General features: G+C 64.0%; 9 protein-coding genes. 5 read left to right on the top strand and 4 right to left on the bottom strand.

Annotation, left to right across the window (positions count from 1 at the left end; all coding sequences use genetic code 11):
• Nucleotides 1-114 precede the first annotated feature (114 nt).
• Nucleotides 115-3,822: a methionine synthase gene (gene metH, locus H618_RS0118240; RefSeq protein WP_028696436.1), complete on the top strand. Its 3,708-nt coding sequence runs from the start codon at nucleotides 115-117 to the stop codon at nucleotides 3,820-3,822.
• 169 nt (nucleotides 3,823-3,991) lie between these two features.
• On the opposite strand, the gene H618_RS0118235 is transcribed toward metH, so the two are convergent.
• Nucleotides 3,992-4,579, bottom strand: a complete 588-nt coding sequence (locus tag H618_RS0118235) for a TetR/AcrR family transcriptional regulator (RefSeq protein ID WP_028696435.1) — start codon at nucleotides 4,577-4,579, stop codon at nucleotides 3,992-3,994.
• Between the two features lie 136 nt (nucleotides 4,580-4,715).
• Between H618_RS0118235 and H618_RS0118230 the strand changes: the two genes are divergently transcribed.
• The gene (locus H618_RS0118230) at nucleotides 4,716-5,924 is read left to right on the top strand and encodes an MFS transporter (protein WP_028696434.1); all 1,209 of its coding nucleotides are present in this window, start codon (nucleotides 4,716-4,718) and stop codon (nucleotides 5,922-5,924) included.
• A 253-nt stretch (nucleotides 5,925-6,177) separates the two neighbouring features.
• Here H618_RS0118230 and H618_RS23025 read toward each other — a convergent pair whose 3' ends face one another.
• The 3 genes from H618_RS23025 to H618_RS0118210 form a co-directional block, all read right to left on the bottom strand.
• On the bottom strand, nucleotides 6,178-6,393 hold the full coding sequence (locus H618_RS23025; RefSeq protein WP_211232369.1) for a hypothetical protein: 216 nt from the start codon (nucleotides 6,391-6,393) through the stop codon (nucleotides 6,178-6,180).
• A gap of 220 nt (nucleotides 6,394-6,613) precedes the next feature.
• The gene (locus H618_RS0118215) at nucleotides 6,614-11,272 is read right to left on the bottom strand and encodes a hypothetical protein (RefSeq protein WP_028696433.1); all 4,659 of its coding nucleotides are present in this window, start codon (nucleotides 11,270-11,272) and stop codon (nucleotides 6,614-6,616) included.
• A 169-nt stretch (nucleotides 11,273-11,441) separates the two neighbouring features.
• Nucleotides 11,442-12,509 (bottom strand): ABC transporter substrate-binding protein, encoded by a 1,068-nt coding sequence (locus H618_RS0118210; protein WP_028696432.1) that lies wholly within the window; start codon nucleotides 12,507-12,509, stop codon nucleotides 11,442-11,444.
• 212 nt (nucleotides 12,510-12,721) lie between these two features.
• On the opposite strand from H618_RS0118210, the gene H618_RS0118205 reads away from it, so the two are divergent.
• The 3 genes from H618_RS0118205 (at nucleotide 12,722) to kdgD (ending at nucleotide 16,235) form a co-directional block, all read left to right on the top strand.
• Complete coding sequence (locus H618_RS0118205; protein WP_028696431.1) at nucleotides 12,722-14,374, top strand: nitrite/sulfite reductase; 1,653 nt, start codon at nucleotides 12,722-12,724, stop codon at nucleotides 14,372-14,374.
• Nucleotides 14,358-14,852 carry a DUF934 domain-containing protein gene (locus H618_RS0118200; protein WP_028696430.1) on the top strand — a complete coding sequence of 165 codons (495 nt, stop codon included), beginning with the start codon at nucleotides 14,358-14,360 and terminating at the stop codon, nucleotides 14,850-14,852. The genes H618_RS0118205 and H618_RS0118200 overlap by 17 nt, the downstream gene beginning before the upstream one ends.
• A gap of 471 nt (nucleotides 14,853-15,323) precedes the next feature.
• Complete coding sequence (gene kdgD / locus H618_RS0118195) at nucleotides 15,324-16,235, top strand: 5-dehydro-4-deoxyglucarate dehydratase (RefSeq protein WP_028696429.1); 912 nt, start codon at nucleotides 15,324-15,326, stop codon at nucleotides 16,233-16,235.
• The last annotated feature ends 65 nt before the right edge of the window (nucleotides 16,236-16,300 follow it).

Raw genomic sequence — 16,300 nt, 5'->3', positions numbered from 1 at the left:
ACGTGGGTGCGTGAACATGAGCGTGTTTCATGCAAAAGCGCGGCTCGTCTAAAAACCGTGCAACTTTGCTATCATCCCGCACCTTCTGATATCCGCCCGACCAGGTAGTTTGCCATGTCCGACCGCAGCGTTCGCCTTCAAGCCCTCCAGCATGCTCTCAAGGAGCGCATCCTGATTCTTGACGGCGGCATGGGCACCATGATCCAGAGCTACCGCCTGGAAGAAAGCGACTATCGTGGCACGCGCTTCGCCGATTGGCCAAGCGATGTCAAAGGCAACAACGATTTGCTGCTGCTCAGCCAGCCGGACATCATCGCTGCGATCGAGAAAGCTTACCTGGATGCAGGTGCCGATATTCTCGAAACCAACACCTTCAACGCCACGCAGATTTCCCAGGCCGACTACGGCATGGAAAGCCTGGTGTACGAGCTGAACGTGCAAGGCGCGCGCATCGCCCGCCAGGTGGCCGACGCCAAGACCCTGGAAACCCCCGAGCGGCCGCGCTTCGTCGCCGGCGTGCTAGGCCCGACCAGCCGTACCTGCTCGATCTCACCGGACGTCAACGACCCCGGCTACCGCAACGTCACCTTCGACGAGCTGGTGGAAAACTACATCGAGGCCACCCGCGGCCTGATCGAGGGCGGCGCCGACCTGATTCTGATCGAGACGATCTTCGACACCCTCAATGCCAAGGCCGCGATCTTCGCCGTGCAGCAGGTGTTCGAAGACGACGGCGTGCAACTGCCGATCATGATCTCCGGCACCATCACCGACGCCTCCGGACGCACGCTTTCCGGGCAGACCACTGAGGCGTTCTGGAACTCGGTGCGCCACGCCAAGCCGATTTCCGTGGGCCTGAACTGCGCGCTGGGCGCCAAGGACCTGCGTCCTTACCTGGAAGAGCTGTCGAGCAAGGCCGACACCCATGTCTCGGCCCACCCCAACGCCGGCCTGCCCAACGCCTTCGGCGAATACGATGAAACCCCGGCAGAAATGGCTGCGGTGATCGAAGAATTCGCCGCCAGCGGCTTTCTCAACATCATCGGCGGTTGCTGCGGCACCACCCCTGGGCACATTCAGGCGATCGCCGAGGCGGTCGGCAAGTACGCACCACGAGCCATTCCCGACATTCCCAAGGCCTGCCGCCTGTCGGGCCTGGAGCCGTTCACCATCGATCGGCAGTCGCTGTTCGTCAACGTTGGCGAGCGCACCAACATCACCGGTTCGGCCAAGTTCGCCCGGCTGATCCGCGAGGAGAACTACACCGAAGCGCTGGAGGTGGCCCTGCAGCAGGTCGAGGCCGGGGCCCAGGTGATCGACATCAACATGGACGAAGGGATGCTCGATTCCCAGGCGGCCATGGTGCGCTTCCTCAACCTGATCGCCGGTGAGCCTGACATTTCCCGGGTGCCGATCATGATCGACTCCTCCAAGTGGGAGGTGATCGAGGCAGGCCTGAAGTGCATTCAGGGCAAGGGCATCGTCAACTCGATCTCGATGAAGGAAGGCGTCGAGCAGTTCAAGCACCACGCCCGCCTGTGCAAGCGTTATGGCGCTGCGGTGGTGGTGATGGCGTTCGATGAAGTCGGTCAGGCCGACACTGCCGCGCGCAAGCGGGAAATCTGCCAGCGCAGCTACGACATCCTGGTCGATGAAGTGGGCTTCCCAGCCGAAGACATCATCTTCGACCCGAACATCTTCGCCGTCGCCACCGGTATCGAAGAGCACAACAACTACGCCGTCGACTTCATCGAAGCCTGCGCCTACATTCGCGACCACCTGCCCTATGCGCTGACCTCGGGCGGTGTGTCCAACGTGTCGTTCTCGTTCCGCGGCAACAACCCGGTGCGCGAGGCGATTCACTCGGTGTTCCTCTTCCACGCCATCCAGAATGGCCTGACCATGGGCATCGTCAACGCCGGTCAGTTGGAGATCTACGACGAGATCCCGGCGCAACTGCGCGAAAAGGTCGAGGACGTGGTGCTCAACCGCACCCCGGAAGGCACCGACGCGCTGCTGGCCATCGCCGACGACTACAAAGGTGGCGGCGCGGTCAAGGAAGTGGAAAACGAAGCGTGGCGCTCGCTGCCGGTCGACAAACGCCTGGAGCACGCGTTGGTCAAAGGCATCACCGCGTTCATCGTCGAAGACACCGAGCAGTGCCGCCAGCAGTGCGCGCGGCCGATCGAGGTAATCGAAGGCCCGTTGATGAGTGGCATGAACGTGGTCGGCGACCTGTTCGGTGCGGGCAAGATGTTCCTGCCCCAGGTAGTCAAGTCGGCGCGGGTGATGAAGCAGGCGGTGGCTCACCTGATTCCCTTCATCGAAGCCGAAAAAGGCGACAAGCCCGAAGCCAAGGGCAAGATTCTGATGGCCACGGTGAAAGGCGACGTCCACGACATCGGCAAGAACATCGTCGGTGTGGTGCTCGGTTGCAACGGCTATGACATCGTCGACCTTGGCGTGATGGTGCCGGCCGAAAAGATCCTGCAGACCGCCCGCGAGCAGAAGTGCGACATCATCGGCCTGTCCGGGCTGATCACCCCCTCGCTGGATGAAATGGTCCACGTTGCCCGGGAAATGCAGCGCCAGGGCTTCAGCCTGCCGCTGATGATCGGCGGCGCCACCACCTCCAAGGCGCACACGGCGGTGAAGATCGAACCCAAGTACAGCAACGATGCCGTGGTGTATGTCACCGACGCCTCACGGGCCGTGGGCGTGGCTACCCAGCTGCTGTCCAAGGAGCTCAAGCCCTCGTTCGTCGACAAGACCCGCCAGGAGTACGTCGAAGTGCGTGAGCGCACCGCCAACCGCAGCGCCCGCACCGAGCGCCTGAGCTACGCCCAGGCCATCGCCGCCAAGCCGCAGTACGACTGGAACGCCTACCAGCCGGCAGTGCCCAGCTTCACCGGCGTCAAGGTCCTGGAAGACATCGACCTGCGCACTTTGAGCGAGTACATCGACTGGACGCCGTTCTTCATTTCCTGGGACCTGGCCGGCAAGTTCCCGCGCATCCTCAGCGACGAGGTGGTCGGCGAAGCGGCGACGGCGCTGTATCAGGATGCCCGCGAGATGCTCGACAAGCTGATCGACGAGAAGCTCATCAGCGCCCGCGCCGTGTTCGGCTTCTGGCCCGCCAGCCAGGTGCGCAACGACGACATCGAAGTCTATGGCGATGACGGCCAGCCGCTGGCGACCCTGCACCACCTGCGCCAGCAGACCATCAAGCCCGATGGCAAGCCGAACTGGTCGCTGGCCGACTTCGTCGCGCCGAAAGACAGCGGCGTCATCGATTACGTCGGCGGCTTCATCACTACCGCCGGCATCGGTGCCGAAGAAGTGGCCAAGGCCTACCAGGACAAGGGCGACGACTACAACTCGATCATGGTCAAGGCCCTCGCCGACCGCCTGGCCGAGGCCTGCGCCGAGTGGTTGCACGAACAGGTGCGCAAGGAGCACTGGGGCTATGCCCGCGACGAGCATCTGGACAACGAAGCGCTGATCAAGGAGCAGTACCGCGGTATCCGCCCTGCTCCCGGCTATCCGGCGTGCCCCGATCACACCGAGAAGCAAACCCTGTTCCGCCTGCTCGACGGCACCGCCATCGGCGAAACCGGCGCCAGCGGTGTTTTCCTCACCGAGCACTTCGCCATGTTCCCGGCCGCGGCGGTCAGCGGTTGGTACTTCGCCCATCCGCAGGCGCAGTATTTCGCCGTCGGCAAGGTCGACAAGGACCAGATCGACAGCTACAGCGCACGCAAAGGGCAAGAGGTCAGCCTCAGCGAGCGCTGGCTGGCGCCGAACTTGGGCTACGATCACTGACCGGTAACACCCGACGCCCCCTCAGGCGTCGGGTCTCCACTGGCTGCGGGCCCTCCGCGAGCGCCGCAGCCATGGACGATCCCAATTTTTTAAACCGCTGTCGTTCTGTCGGATGCTGCATAGCAGCCTGACGTGGTGTTGGCTCGCAGTCTGACCCTGCCTCGCAGCCCTACGCCCGCACCAGCAGCCCGCGCAACAGCAGGTCCAGCGCAGCTTTGCAGCGCTCGAGCCGCGCAACCCCCTCCTCGCCCTCGGCAATCCAGAACGCCGCTTCCGCCAGGCTGCCGTAGATCAGCGACGCCAAGGCCTGGGCATCGGCCTGGGCCACTACCTGTCGCTGCATGAGGTTGTCGATCAAGCGCTGCATCGAGTCGATGCAGTGGCGTTGCGAGTCAGGCGAGGCGCCCCCCAGCGTCGCCCGCGCATCGCGCAACACGATGCGCTGGATTTCCGGCTCCAGGGCCATCTGCAGATAGCCGTGACAGCGTTGACGAAAGCCTTCCCAAGGATCTGCGCTGCCATCGGAGATGGCCTGCAGGCGCGCATCCATTTCGCTATCGAGTTGCTCGACCACGGCGGCCAGCAAACCCTTCTTGTCACCGAAGTGGTGGTACAGCGCCCCCCGGGTCAAGCCGGCCCGGGCGGTTAGATCGTCCATGGAGGTGGCAGCGTAACCAAGCTCAGCGAAGCACTGCCGTGCGGTAGCCAGCAAGCTGGCACGTGTCTCCTCCATTTCGGCGCGAGTGCGACGAACCATTGTTCCAACTCCTTACATACGAAGCGCATGATTATTTACAAACACTGCGTATGAATATAGGCTTTTATTCATACGCCTTGTACGTATTCTTCCTGCCTCGCCCGCCCAAGGCAAGGCCTGGCTTTTTGGAGATGACATGCTCAAGCCCTATCGAGACTTGTTCGCTGCGCCCGGCACGCTGCGCTTCACCCTTGCTGGCCTGCTCGCCCGACTTGCCCTGCCGATGACCGGCATCGGCATCATCACCATGCTTGCCCAGTTACACGGCAGCTACACCCTGGCCGGGAGCGTCTGCGCGCTGTTCGTGCTCAGTTACGCCGTGTTGTCGCCACAGGTTTCCAGGCTGGTCGACCGCCTGGGGCAGCGCCGCGTGCTGCCCGGGGCTTCGGCGGTCAGCGTGCTGGGCTTCGCCATCCTGCTGACAGGCACTAGGTGGCAGGCTGCGGTCTGGCCGCTCTACCTGGGTGCCCTGCTGGCTGGCTGCATGCCCAGTGTGTCGGCGATGCTGCGCGCTCGCTGGACTGCGCTGTATCGCGACCAGCCGCGCTTGCAGACTGCCTACTCGCTGGAAACCGTGCTGGACGAGGTGACGTTCATCATCGGGCCGCCGCTGTCGGTAGGATTGTCCGTCGCTGTGCTGCCCCAGGCCGGCCCGTTGGCGGCCGCTGCCTTGCTGGTGATCGGAGTTGCGGCGCTGGTGGTACAAACGGCCAGCGCCCCAGCGGTCGAGGCGCCCCTCGATGCGCTCGACGATTGCCGATCGCTGTTGCGCCGCAGGGGTGTGCAACTACTCACGCTGCTGATGATAGCCATGGGTGTGATCGTTGGCAGCGTGGACATTGTCAGCGTGGCCTTCGCCGCGCATGTCGGCCAACCGGCTGCGGCCAGTGTCGTGCTGTCTGCGTACGCCGTGGGTTCATGTGTGGCGGGCCTGGTATTCGGCACCCTCAAGCTGCGCGTGCCTCTACCGCGCCTGCTGTTGCTCGGGGGTGTGGCGACGGCAGCCGCCACCTTGCCACTGACGATGATCGACAGCATTGGCGCGATGGCGGCAGCCGTGCTGCTGGCAGGGGTGTTCTTTGCACCCACGCTGATCGTAGCCATGTCGCTGGTCGAGCGGCTGGTGCCCGGACGCAGAATCACCGAAGGCATGACCTGGCTGCTCGCGGGGCTGAATGTCGGCGTCGCACTGGGCGCAGCGGTTGCGGGTCAGGTCGTCGATGGCAACGGTGCACAGGCCGGGTTCAGGGTTGCGGCGTGCGCAGGCGCTGCGGTGCTGCTCGCTGCACTACTGGGGTATCTGCACCTGCGCCCACAGCACCAACCGCTCGCGGACGCCGCCTAAGATCACCTGCCTGGGAACGCGGATCATGTCTATACGCCTTGCTCTACCTGCCTACCTCCATCCCGGTCAACGCTGGTTGGCCGTACTCGCCGTGGGTCTTGCGACCTTCTCGGTCGTGACCACCAAGATGCTCGAAGTGGGGGGCTGGCCTATGGCGGTGTGTCGGTCGGTCTGATGACCTGGATGATGCGCGCCGCAGGCGCTGGAAATCGTCAGCGCCCTGTATGTCGGTGTGTTCAACATCGGCATCGCTCTAGGCGCCTGGGCCGGTGGCCAGACCATGGATGGCTGGGGACTGCTGGGGTGCCTGTACCTGGCCAGTGTGCTTGGAGGCGGCGCCCTGTTGCTGGTGATGGGCACGAGCCGAGGTGCGCCGCACACGGCTGCGCGAGGCGACGCGCACCGATGACAAAACGCCCGGCTGATAGCTCAGCCGGGCGTGGGTGATGCCGGCACTGGGTGACGACACTGCTACGGGTGGCTGACCCAGTACACGGCGGTCACCACCACCAGCACGATCAGGCACAGAATCGCCCAGGTATCGACGCTGCTGTCGGGTTTGCGGACCTTGCTTGGATTACCCATCTCACGGCCTCTTATCGTTGGAATGAAGCTGTCACGGCTCAGTTAAGACCAGCCATTCCCTTCCCTCAAGCAGGGTCTTTGCCTGAGCGACCAACTGCCTGCCATCAGCCATTGGGCAACCCGACGTCACGCGCCACCGAATCGCTCACCGCCAGCAGGAAACCGTTGCTGCGATTCTCCATCACCAGCACGCGCAAACCCATTTCGATGAACGCACGCTCTTTATAAGGTGAATACGCGTTGGTCATGATCAGCCGACCGCGGTTGCGCACGAACGGCATCACCTGCTCGCGGACCTGGGTGATGAATGCCTCCTCTCGCAAGTAGACGTCACTGAAATGCCCACTCAGCAGCGCCAGATCGCCGAGGTTGCTGCGACCCTCTTCGACCCGCAACATCTGCCAGCCATCGCCTGTGCTGAACGAGGTGTGCATACCCGGTGCAGCATGCAGGTAGCTGAGGTAGTTGAGGCCGTCGAGGTTGGCCAGGCCCTTGCCCAGCATCAGAACTGAGCCAGTCCCACCGTCCTTGATGACAATCGCCATCGGCAGATCGAGGCGTCCAGTCTCGTTGATCCTTACCGCCGCGTTGTTCCTGGCGCTATTGGTCTGCATCAGATAGAAAGCGGCGGCGATATAGGCGCGCGCTTGCAACTCGCCGTTGACCGGATCGAGCAGGAAGGATGAATCAGGCGAGATCTGGATCTGGCCATCGACCACGATGAATTGGGTCTCCACCGTTGAATAGAAGTACTGGCGCACGTCCTCGCGGAAGCGCTTGACCTCGGGAGAGTTGACGAACGCCGTTGCTGCAGCAACGTCCGGGAAGGTCACGCGAAGGGTCTGCGGGTCGAACTGCGGCGGATTGCTTGCAGCCCATAGTTCGAGCAGCGTTTGCTTGATGGCCAGGATGTGCTGTTTGACCGCATCGGGCTGGCGGACGATCTCGCGCTGAGTGTGGGTGACCAGTGGATTGATGTCATTGACCAGCACCTCGCCGCGAAAACCGCAGGCGCGTACATAGTTGCTGTAGAAGCCCGAGCCAGACATCGGTTCGATCACTCTGCTGATGATCGGCGCCTCGCCCAGGCGCGCCCCGATCAGATCGGCGATCAAGGCACCGTCGATGTGCTTGACCTCGGAAGCGACGACACCAGGCATGCGGAAGAACGGCAAGGCGCTCAGATCCAGGGGCAGGCCCCATTGATGCTGGAACAGATCGACTTTGGCAGCGATGTTGTCGCTGCTGGTCGGGGCGCGGATCGCTGCCGGCGCAGCTTCCAGCCGCTGCGCGTACTGGGCCCTGAGTCGGTAAGGCCGAACGAACGGGAAGAACCGGTTCACCGCTTTGTGTGTGCCGCCTGTGACTACAAAGCGTCGTGCATGCTCCGAGCCGACCAGCCCGAGATGATGGGGCAACGGTTGCGCTTGCGGCCTGAGCCAGGGCCGCCATGGCTCGTTGCCATCGTTGTCCATGCCACCCGGCAGGGTTCTGGCCAACTGCCAAAGGCCCGCGCGCGCTTCGCGCACCCACAGCCCCCCACCGGTACCACCCTGGCGCGTGATCTCCCACTCCAGGGCGCCGGCCTCGGCTGGCTTGATGCGGTAGAAGCCGACTTGCTCGCCGCGCCAGGCGATGTAGCTGCCGCCGCCAGCACCGCTAGCGTCCTGCCTGGCGTCATCGTGGTAAACACGGGCGAATGGATCGCGTCGGTACTGCTCGTTCAGTCGCGCAAGCAGCAGGCTGCCACTGACGGGCCCATGAACCAGCGGGGCCATTTCCGGCAGGGGCTCCTGCAGGCGTCGCCATTCGCCAAACTGGCGCTGCAGCAACGGTCCTGCGCCAGCGTCGGTGCGCTGTGCGCGCCATGCATTGCCCTCGCGCTGCACGGCAATTGCCCCATGCCCCCACGGTAACCAGTACTGATCGCCTTGCGCGCCCACCCCCGTTACCTCGACCGCTGGCGCCACGACGTCCTGTAGGCACTCTGCCAGCAGCGGGTCGCCCTGCAGCGGGACACCGCCCGGGCTTACCGCAGCGTCGCCCTGCGCAGCACCTGCAGCCACGCGCTGCACGACGGCGTCGTTCAACGCCGCGGCATCGCTGATGGCAAACCCCAGCAGGTCGCGCGCTGAATCATCCAGTAGCCGCAGCAGCACCTCGCTGAGCGGTGTCGGACTGTCCGCTGCCGGTAGCACCAGATCGTTGCCGGGCAGTACCCCGGTGTAGGTATACGCCTGTGCTTCGCCCACTTGCCGCAGCAGCAGAACCTGCACAGCATCGGCGGCCCCCCAGGCAGCGATGCTTCGCCCCTCTGCCTGGATACGAATGGCCACCTGTTGCACGCCGCGTTCGGCGAACAGGCCCAGCAGGCTGCTGAAGTACAGCTGCTGGGCGGCATGGCTGAGGGTCTGCCGACCACGGCGACCGTAGCCGCCTGCCAACGCCGCCAGGTCGGCCTGATAGCGCGCCTTGGCCAGGTTTTGCAGGCTCGTCGGATGCGCCACGCTGCGCTCGCAGCGCAGGCTGATGGTACCCGCGTCGGCGCCCTGCAATTGCCCGGAAGCCACCTCGCTGGCGCCGCTCACCGTCTGCGCCAGCAAACCGCCCTCACCTGCCGGCACGCTGGCCCGGGGCCGGGCATCGTGATGAAACGCGCGTTGCAGGCGATAGCCATGCTCGCCACCGCGCAACTGCTCGACTGCGCTGTCTCGGAGCACTTGGGTCAGGCGCAACTGCTCGCTGGGCGCGACCTCGCCATGCAGCAGCGCGACGACCTTGGCGAACGGGGAGTCGAGCGTGTCCTCGCTCGACGACTGACTGCGGTAGCGCCAACGGCCATGGCGGCTAAGGCGCAGCTCGGGCAGCGCAGCGCTATCGCTGCCTGCCGGTGCCTGCTCGGGGGCGAACGCCCTGAGTGGCCTGCCCTGCTCGTCGGCCACCTCGATGCGCAGTTGCTGCGACTCGGCCAGCCACCCCAGCAGCGGCCACTCCACCGCAGGCGGCAACTGGGTGTAGCTCGGTTGCGCCAGGTGCGCCAAGGTCAGTTGCATCAGGCGCTGATCGAGCGCTTCACTGGCCGCGGCCGCCAGGCCCATGTCCAGGGCCACCTGGCCCTTCCAGAAGCGCTCCAGCCGACCTTCATCGACCCCTGCGCGCTGCATGAGTGAGGTCAATGCTGCATCGTCCAGGCTGCGCAACGCGGCCGGGAGCATCTCGCGCAGGCGCTGCGCGGCAGTGAGTGTGCGGTTCTCGGGGTCGGCCCCGACGGGCGTCTCGCCGAGCAAGCGGCTGACGGTGCCAAGTCGCGAGCGCAGCAATTTGCCGGCCTTGCGCCCCGCCTGCATCTCCAGCACGGTTTCGAAAAAGTCGAGCAGGCTTTGCCCGACGTCCTGCCATTTGGCCTGTACCGCGCTCAATGGCAGATCCACTGCCAGTTGCTTGGCGAACAAGGCCTTGAACAGCAGCGCGCGCCCGGGGAAGCGCACTTGGCCAGGTACGGCGATCAGCAGCACGTCCAGCGTGGTTGCCAGCCACTGCGTGCCGATGCGCAGCGCGTGGTCCACGGTGCTGCCTTGATTGGGTGTAAAACGCTGGGCGACCCGGCTGCTCATCAGTTGAACATGGGCTGAAGCCCAATGCTGCGCCACCGAGCTGCGGGTCAGCGGCAGCGGCGCGGTCAGGCGTACTTCGCTGGCGTAACGCTGGTAATCGGCCTGGTTGAGGTAGGCGCCATACCCGGAAACCCAGTAGGCGTCTGCCGGGTATTGGTTGGCCGCCGGCAAAGGTTGCGGCATGCGCATTGTCACGGCCTGCTGCGCGGCGGGCGACAGCAGCGACCACGACCAGCCGTTGCGCCAGCGACGGGTATTCCACAAGTTCTGGCGCAGTGCATTGCCGAACACCTGCAAAGCCGTCAGCCCCTGCTCGGCGTCGGCGATGAACAGGCGCGGCTCTGGAAAGCTGCCAACCACGATGTACACGCTGCGTTCATGGCTCAGCGCTGCGACCGGCAGTGCGTGGCCTTCCACACGCAACATGAAGTGCCCCGAAGCAGGCGCCAGACCCAAAACCGTATCGCCGGCAGGCAGGCTGCCAGGCAGCGCCAGGCCGGCACTCACGCACAGCTGGGCGTACTGCTCTGCGCTGATTCGGCCAACCTTGAGGGCGTTGAGCAACGCCCGCTCGAAACGCCCGTCGGCTTCCTGACGCATCGTGCGCACCACCTGGGGCTGCCCCGCCCAGGCCTGACATTGGTCGGTGATGAACTGGCCAATGTCCAACTGACGACCCAGCTCGATCACCGCAGCCACCGTCAGTGGCGAGCCATCGGCGCTGAGCAGCGTGTGGCCGTCGGCGCTCAGCCAGCTGTTGTCGACGAAATCGATGGCATCGCGAGTCAGGCGTGGCGCGGCCAGTTGCAGGGCAGTGCCGCGGCTCAGCCAATCCCACAGCGGCTCACTGATGGCGGGTTGCTCGAAACGGGCGGTATGGATACGCACAGCGGCAAGATCCACCTTGCGGCCCAGCAGGCTGGCCAGCCCGGCGCTGACCTGGGCCTGGGCCGACTCGACGATGGCGTGCAGCGCATCGCTGCTGGTCGAGGGCAGATCGTACAGGCTGCGCAGACGCGTGCGCTGGGTGGCATCGAGGCTGCCGAAGAACGTTTCGACGCTGGCCATGGCGGTGCTCAACAGCTCGCTGGCCTGGCGCTCGTCAGCGTTGAGCAGAATCGGCTCGGCGCCTTCGGCGTATATCGTCACGGTCGGATCGACGTCGGCGAGTGGCGCCTCTGCAGTTGGGGTTGGGGTTGGGGTTGGGGTTGGGGTTAAGGAAAGTATCGACATGGCGCGCTTGCTCTGGGAAAAGAAGCGGCCATCAGAGCAAAGCATTCCACACGTGCTGCGCTAACTAATGCTGCCCGAAGATGTGTCAGAACTGGGGCGGCTGCAGGAATGGATAGCGATAGTCCGGGGCACGCCCTTCGGCGCTGAGGGGAGCGAAACGCACGCCCAGGTCGCGCTGTTGCAGGCGCTGCAACCAACGCTGCGCGCCTGGCGCATCGATCAGTTGCAGGGCCGGCACGGTGTGCTCACGTTGTCCGTCGCGATCCACCGGCACGCCGTGGGCATCGTCATGCAGCATCACCATGGCCCAGCCTCCCACGGTCAAATGCCCACCGACCAGCACGCTCAGGCGTCCGTCGATGCGCGCCTGCAAGGCTTCGGGTGAGGCATTCACCGCGCTGAACAACACATCGCGCCCAGGCTCGCGCCCAACCTGGGCGAAAGCCTGCATGGCGCCGAAAGCCATCTCGTCGTTGGCGCACCACACCAGCCGCGCCTCGGGATAACGCTGCACCAGCACCTGGGCCTGCTCGTAGGCGCGTTGCCGGCTCCAGCCGCCGTAAACCACCTGGCGCAGGCGCACCTGCGGGTAGTCGGCCAGGGCCCGGCGCATGCCATCTTCACGCGCTTGCGAGGCCGGGGTGTTCTTCACCGCCGAGAACGCCAGCAGGTCGATCGGGCCGTTGCTGGGCGGCAGTTGCGCCAGCAGGGCATGGAGCATCTGGAAACCGGCCTGCTCGTCATTGACGGTCAAGGTGCCGAGCACAGGCGCATACACCTGTGGCTGAGCGTCGATGGTGTGGGTCTGCGCAGCGGTCAGCGGGTTGTTGACCAGGAACATCTTGACCCCGCTGTTCTGCGCCAGGCGCAGGATCTGCGGCGCCACGTACTGCTCGTTGACCATCACCAGGTAGTCGGGCTTGTTCGCCGACTCCAGCACCTGGCGTGCCTGATCGAGGGTGGTGGCGGCCTGACGGTCGCTGTACTCCACACGCAGTTGCATGCCCAGTTGGTCGGCTGCAGCCTGCATGAAGGATGCGTAGCGCACCCAGTAGTCTTCCTTGCCGTGACCCGGATTCAGGAACACCACCGACGCTCCATGGGCGGCAACCGGAAACAACACGCCAAGCCACAGGCCGAGGGCCTTGAGCATCGAGATACATTCCTGCAGGGCAAACGTCGGATTATAGACACCCTGATCAAAGACACAAATAACAGTCAGTCTCGTTTAGTTCGACTGGTTATTTGCATATGCAAAAACATCACTTTAGCGCATAAACGCAACCTGATACATTTCCCCGGCTCCGAGACGGAGTGCGCGGCCGTGCGCGCGAATAGCTGCATGCAGCCTGAGACAGGACTTTTATGTACGTATACGACGAGTACGATCAGCGGATCATCGAGGACCGCGTCAAGCAGTTCCGTGATCAGACCCGCCGCTACCTGGCCGGGGAACTGAGCGAAGAAGAATTCCGCCCTCTGCGCCTGCAGAACGGCCTGTACATCCAACGTTTCGCGCCGATGCTGCGCGTCGCTGTGCCTTACGGACAGCTGAACGCCGCCCAGGTTCGTACCCTGGCCAGGATCGCCCGCGACTACGACAAGGGCTATGCCCACATCAGTACCCGGCAGAACGTGCAGTACAACTGGCCGGCCCTTGAAGACATCCCGGACATCCTCGCCGAGCTGGCCACCGTGCAGATGCACGCCATCCAGACCAGCGGCAACTGCCTGCGCAACACCACCACCGACCAGTTCGCAGGTGTCGCTGCCGACGAGCTGGTCGACCCGCGTCCGTGGTGCGAAATCGTCCGTCAGTGGACCACCTTCCACCCCGAATTCGCCTACCTGCCGCGCAAGTTCAAGATCGCCATCAACGGTTCGAAAGACGACCGTGCCGCCATCGAAGTGCACGACATCGGTCTTGAGCCGGTGCGCAACGAGGCCGGTGAACTGGGCTTCCGCGTGCTGGTCGGTGGTGGCCTGGGCCGTACCCCGGTGGTCGGCTCGTTCATCAACGAGTTCCTGCCCTGGCAAGACCTGATCAGCTACCTCGACGCGATCCTGCGCGTGTACAACCGTTACGGTCGCCGTGACAACAAGTACAAGGCGCGGATCAAGATTCTGGTCAAGGCCCTGACCCCGCAAGTGTTCGCCGAGAAGGTCGAAGCCGAAATGGTCCACCTGCGCGGCGGCGACAGCACCCTGACCGAGGCGGAAGTCGAGCGCGTCTCGCGGCATTTCGTCGACCCGGCCTACCAGGCCCTGGAAAACGTCGACTACAGCGCCCTCGATCAGGACTTCCCAGGCTTTGCCCGCTGGCGTTCGCGCAACACCCGTGCGCACAAGCGCCCCGGTTACGTGGCCGTGACCCTGTCGCTCAAGCCCACCGGCATCGCCCCGGGCGATCTGACCGACAAGCAGCTCGATGCCGTGGCCGATCTGGCCGAGCGCTACAGCTTCGGCTTCCTGCGTACCTCGCACGAACAGAACATCATTCTTGCCGACGTCGAACAGCGCCAGTTGCACACGCTGTGGCAGGAACTGCGCGAGGGCGGCTTCGCCACGCCGAACATCGGCCTGCTGACCGACATCATCTGCTGCCCCGGCGGCGATTACTGCTCGTTGGCCAACGCCAAGTCGATCCCGATCGCAGAATCCATCCAGCGCCGCTTCGATGACCTCGACTACCTGTTCGACATCGGTGAGCTCGACCTGAACATTTCCGGCTGCATGAATGCCTGTGGTCACCACCACGTGGGGCACATCGGCATTCTTGGCGTCGACAAGAAGGGCGAAGAGTTCTACCAGGTATCGCTGGGCGGCAACGCTTCGCGCGACGCCAGCCTGGGCAAGATCCTCGGCCCCTCGTTCGCCCAGGAGCAGATGGCCGATGTGATCGGCAAACTGATCGATGTCTACGTCGAGAAACGCACCGAAGACGAACGCTTCATCGACACCTACCAGCGGATCGGTATCGACCCCTTCAAGGAGCGCGTCTATGCAGCGAATCATTAAGAACCAGCAGATCATCGACGAAACCTGGCACCTGTTGCCCAAGGACGCCTCGTTCGATGAGCTGAGCAACTGCGATGACTATATCGTGCCGTTGCAGATGTGGCGCGATCATGGTCACGCCCTCAAGGCCCGTGACGGCGGCTTGGGTGTGTGGCTGGATGCCGACGAAGAAGCCGAGGAAATCGGTGAGCACGTTGCCGATTTCCAGGTGATCGCGCTGAATTTCCCGGCCTTCACCGACGGGCGCAACTACTCCAACGCGCGCCTGCTGCGTGACCGCTACAAGTTCACTGGCGAGCTGCGCGCCATCGGCGATGTGCTGCGCGACCAACTGTTCTACATGGCCCGCTGCGGGTTCGACGCATTCGCCATTCGCGCCGACAAAGACCCGGTCGATGCTCTGGAAGGCCTCAAGGACTTCTCGGTCACCTACCAGGGCGCCACCGACCAGCCGCTGCCGCTGTTCAGACGCCGCTGATCGATAACGCTCCGCCCTCCCCGGCGGCAGCGCCGCTGCCCGACCGTTACGCCCATCCGATGCGGCAGGCGTAACGGTTCGAGCCATTCGAAACCACCCGCAGCACCCCCTTCCTCACCCCCAGCACTGTAGGCGCCAGAATCGGCGCTGAATGAACGCTGCGCGCCATCGACTCCGACCTACCTGCCGAGCCGACGTGCGCCAGCTCACCCCAGACGGCAGACGTCACCTCGCTGGCACTCGATGCACTTCCCGCAACAGCCTGGGCTGTGACCAGCACAGGCGATTCCTGTTGATGTCATCGTATGACATAGCGCAGGAAACGCCCCCTCAGCGCCCGAAAAGTTAGAAATACAGCTCCTTCAGCGCAAAAAATTCTCAACAGGCCTCTAGTCATCATCTAGGTTGTACGATAACTTACCTTCGCACTGCAGCACCTTTCACCTCAAGCGCCACAGGATCCTTACAACAATGAATCCACAAGATCTGAAATCCATCCTCTCCCACGGCCTGCTGTCTTTCCCGGTCACCGACTTCAACGCCCAGGGCGACTTCAACCAGGCGAGCTACATCAAGCGCCTGGAATGGCTCGCCCCCTATGGCGCCAGCGCGCTGTTCGCCGCAGGTGGCACCGGTGAGTTCTTCTCCCTCGCTGCCAGCGAGTACAGCCAGGTGATCAAGACCGCTGTGGATACCTGCGCCACTTCGGTGCCGATCCTGGCCGGTGTGGGTGGCGCTACGCGTCAGGCTATCGAGTACGCCCAGGAAGCAGAACGTCTGGGGGCAAAAGGCCTGTTGCTGCTGCCGCATTACCTGACCGAGGCCAGCCAGGACGGCGTGGCAGCCCACGTCGAGGCCGTGTGCAAATCGGTGAACATCGGTGTGGTGGTCTACAACCGCAATGTCTGCCGCCTCAATGCCGACCTGCTGGAGCGCCTGGCCGAGCGCTGCCCCAACCTGATCGGCTACAAGGATGGCCTGGGTGACATCGAGCTGATGGTGTCGATTCGTCGTCGCCTGGGTGACCGTTTCAGCTACCTGGGCGGTCTGCCGACGGCTGAGGTCTACGCGGCCGCCTACAAGGCCCTGGGCGTACCGGTTTATTCCTCGGCGGTGTTCAACTTCGTGCCCAAGACGGCCATGGACTTCTACCACGCCGTTGCCCGCGACGACCACGCCACGGTCGGCAAGCTGATCGACGATTTCTTCCTGCCCTACCTGGACATCCGCAACCGCAAGGCCGGCTACGCCGTGAGCATCGTCAAGGCTGGCGCCAGGATTGCCGGCCATGACGCAGGCCCGGTGCGGACTCCACTCACCGACCTCACCGCCGACGAGTACGAAATGCTCGCTGCATTGATGGACAAGATGGGGCCGCAGTAAACCCATCCCTCGGCCTCGCAGAGGCCACCCCGGAGTGGGCCTGTCACACTCCGGCTACATCCAAT

The sequence above is a fragment of the Pseudomonas cremoricolorata DSM 17059 = NBRC 16634 genome (genome assembly GCF_000425745.1).
Taxonomy (GTDB): domain Bacteria; phylum Pseudomonadota; class Gammaproteobacteria; order Pseudomonadales; family Pseudomonadaceae; genus Aquipseudomonas; species Aquipseudomonas cremoricolorata.
Note: the sequence above shows the minus strand (reverse complement) of the source record. Positions and strands in the feature narration are given on the sequence as shown.

Coding starts and splice junctions, on each gene's coding strand:
- metH (WP_028696436.1), top strand. CDS start 115: ATGTCCGACCGCAGCGTTCGCCTTCAAGCCCTCCAGCATGCTCTCAAG.
- H618_RS0118235 (WP_028696435.1), bottom strand. CDS start 4,579: ATGGTTCGTCGCACTCGCGCCGAAATGGAGGAGACACGTGCCAGCTTG.
- H618_RS0118230 (WP_028696434.1), top strand. CDS start 4,716: ATGCTCAAGCCCTATCGAGACTTGTTCGCTGCGCCCGGCACGCTGCGC.
- H618_RS0118210 (WP_028696432.1), bottom strand. CDS start 12,509: ATGCTCAAGGCCCTCGGCCTGTGGCTTGGCGTGTTGTTTCCGGTTGCC.
- H618_RS0118205 (WP_028696431.1), top strand. CDS start 12,722: ATGTACGTATACGACGAGTACGATCAGCGGATCATCGAGGACCGCGTC.
- H618_RS0118200 (WP_028696430.1), top strand. CDS start 14,358: ATGCAGCGAATCATTAAGAACCAGCAGATCATCGACGAAACCTGGCAC.
- kdgD (WP_028696429.1), top strand. CDS start 15,324: ATGAATCCACAAGATCTGAAATCCATCCTCTCCCACGGCCTGCTGTCT.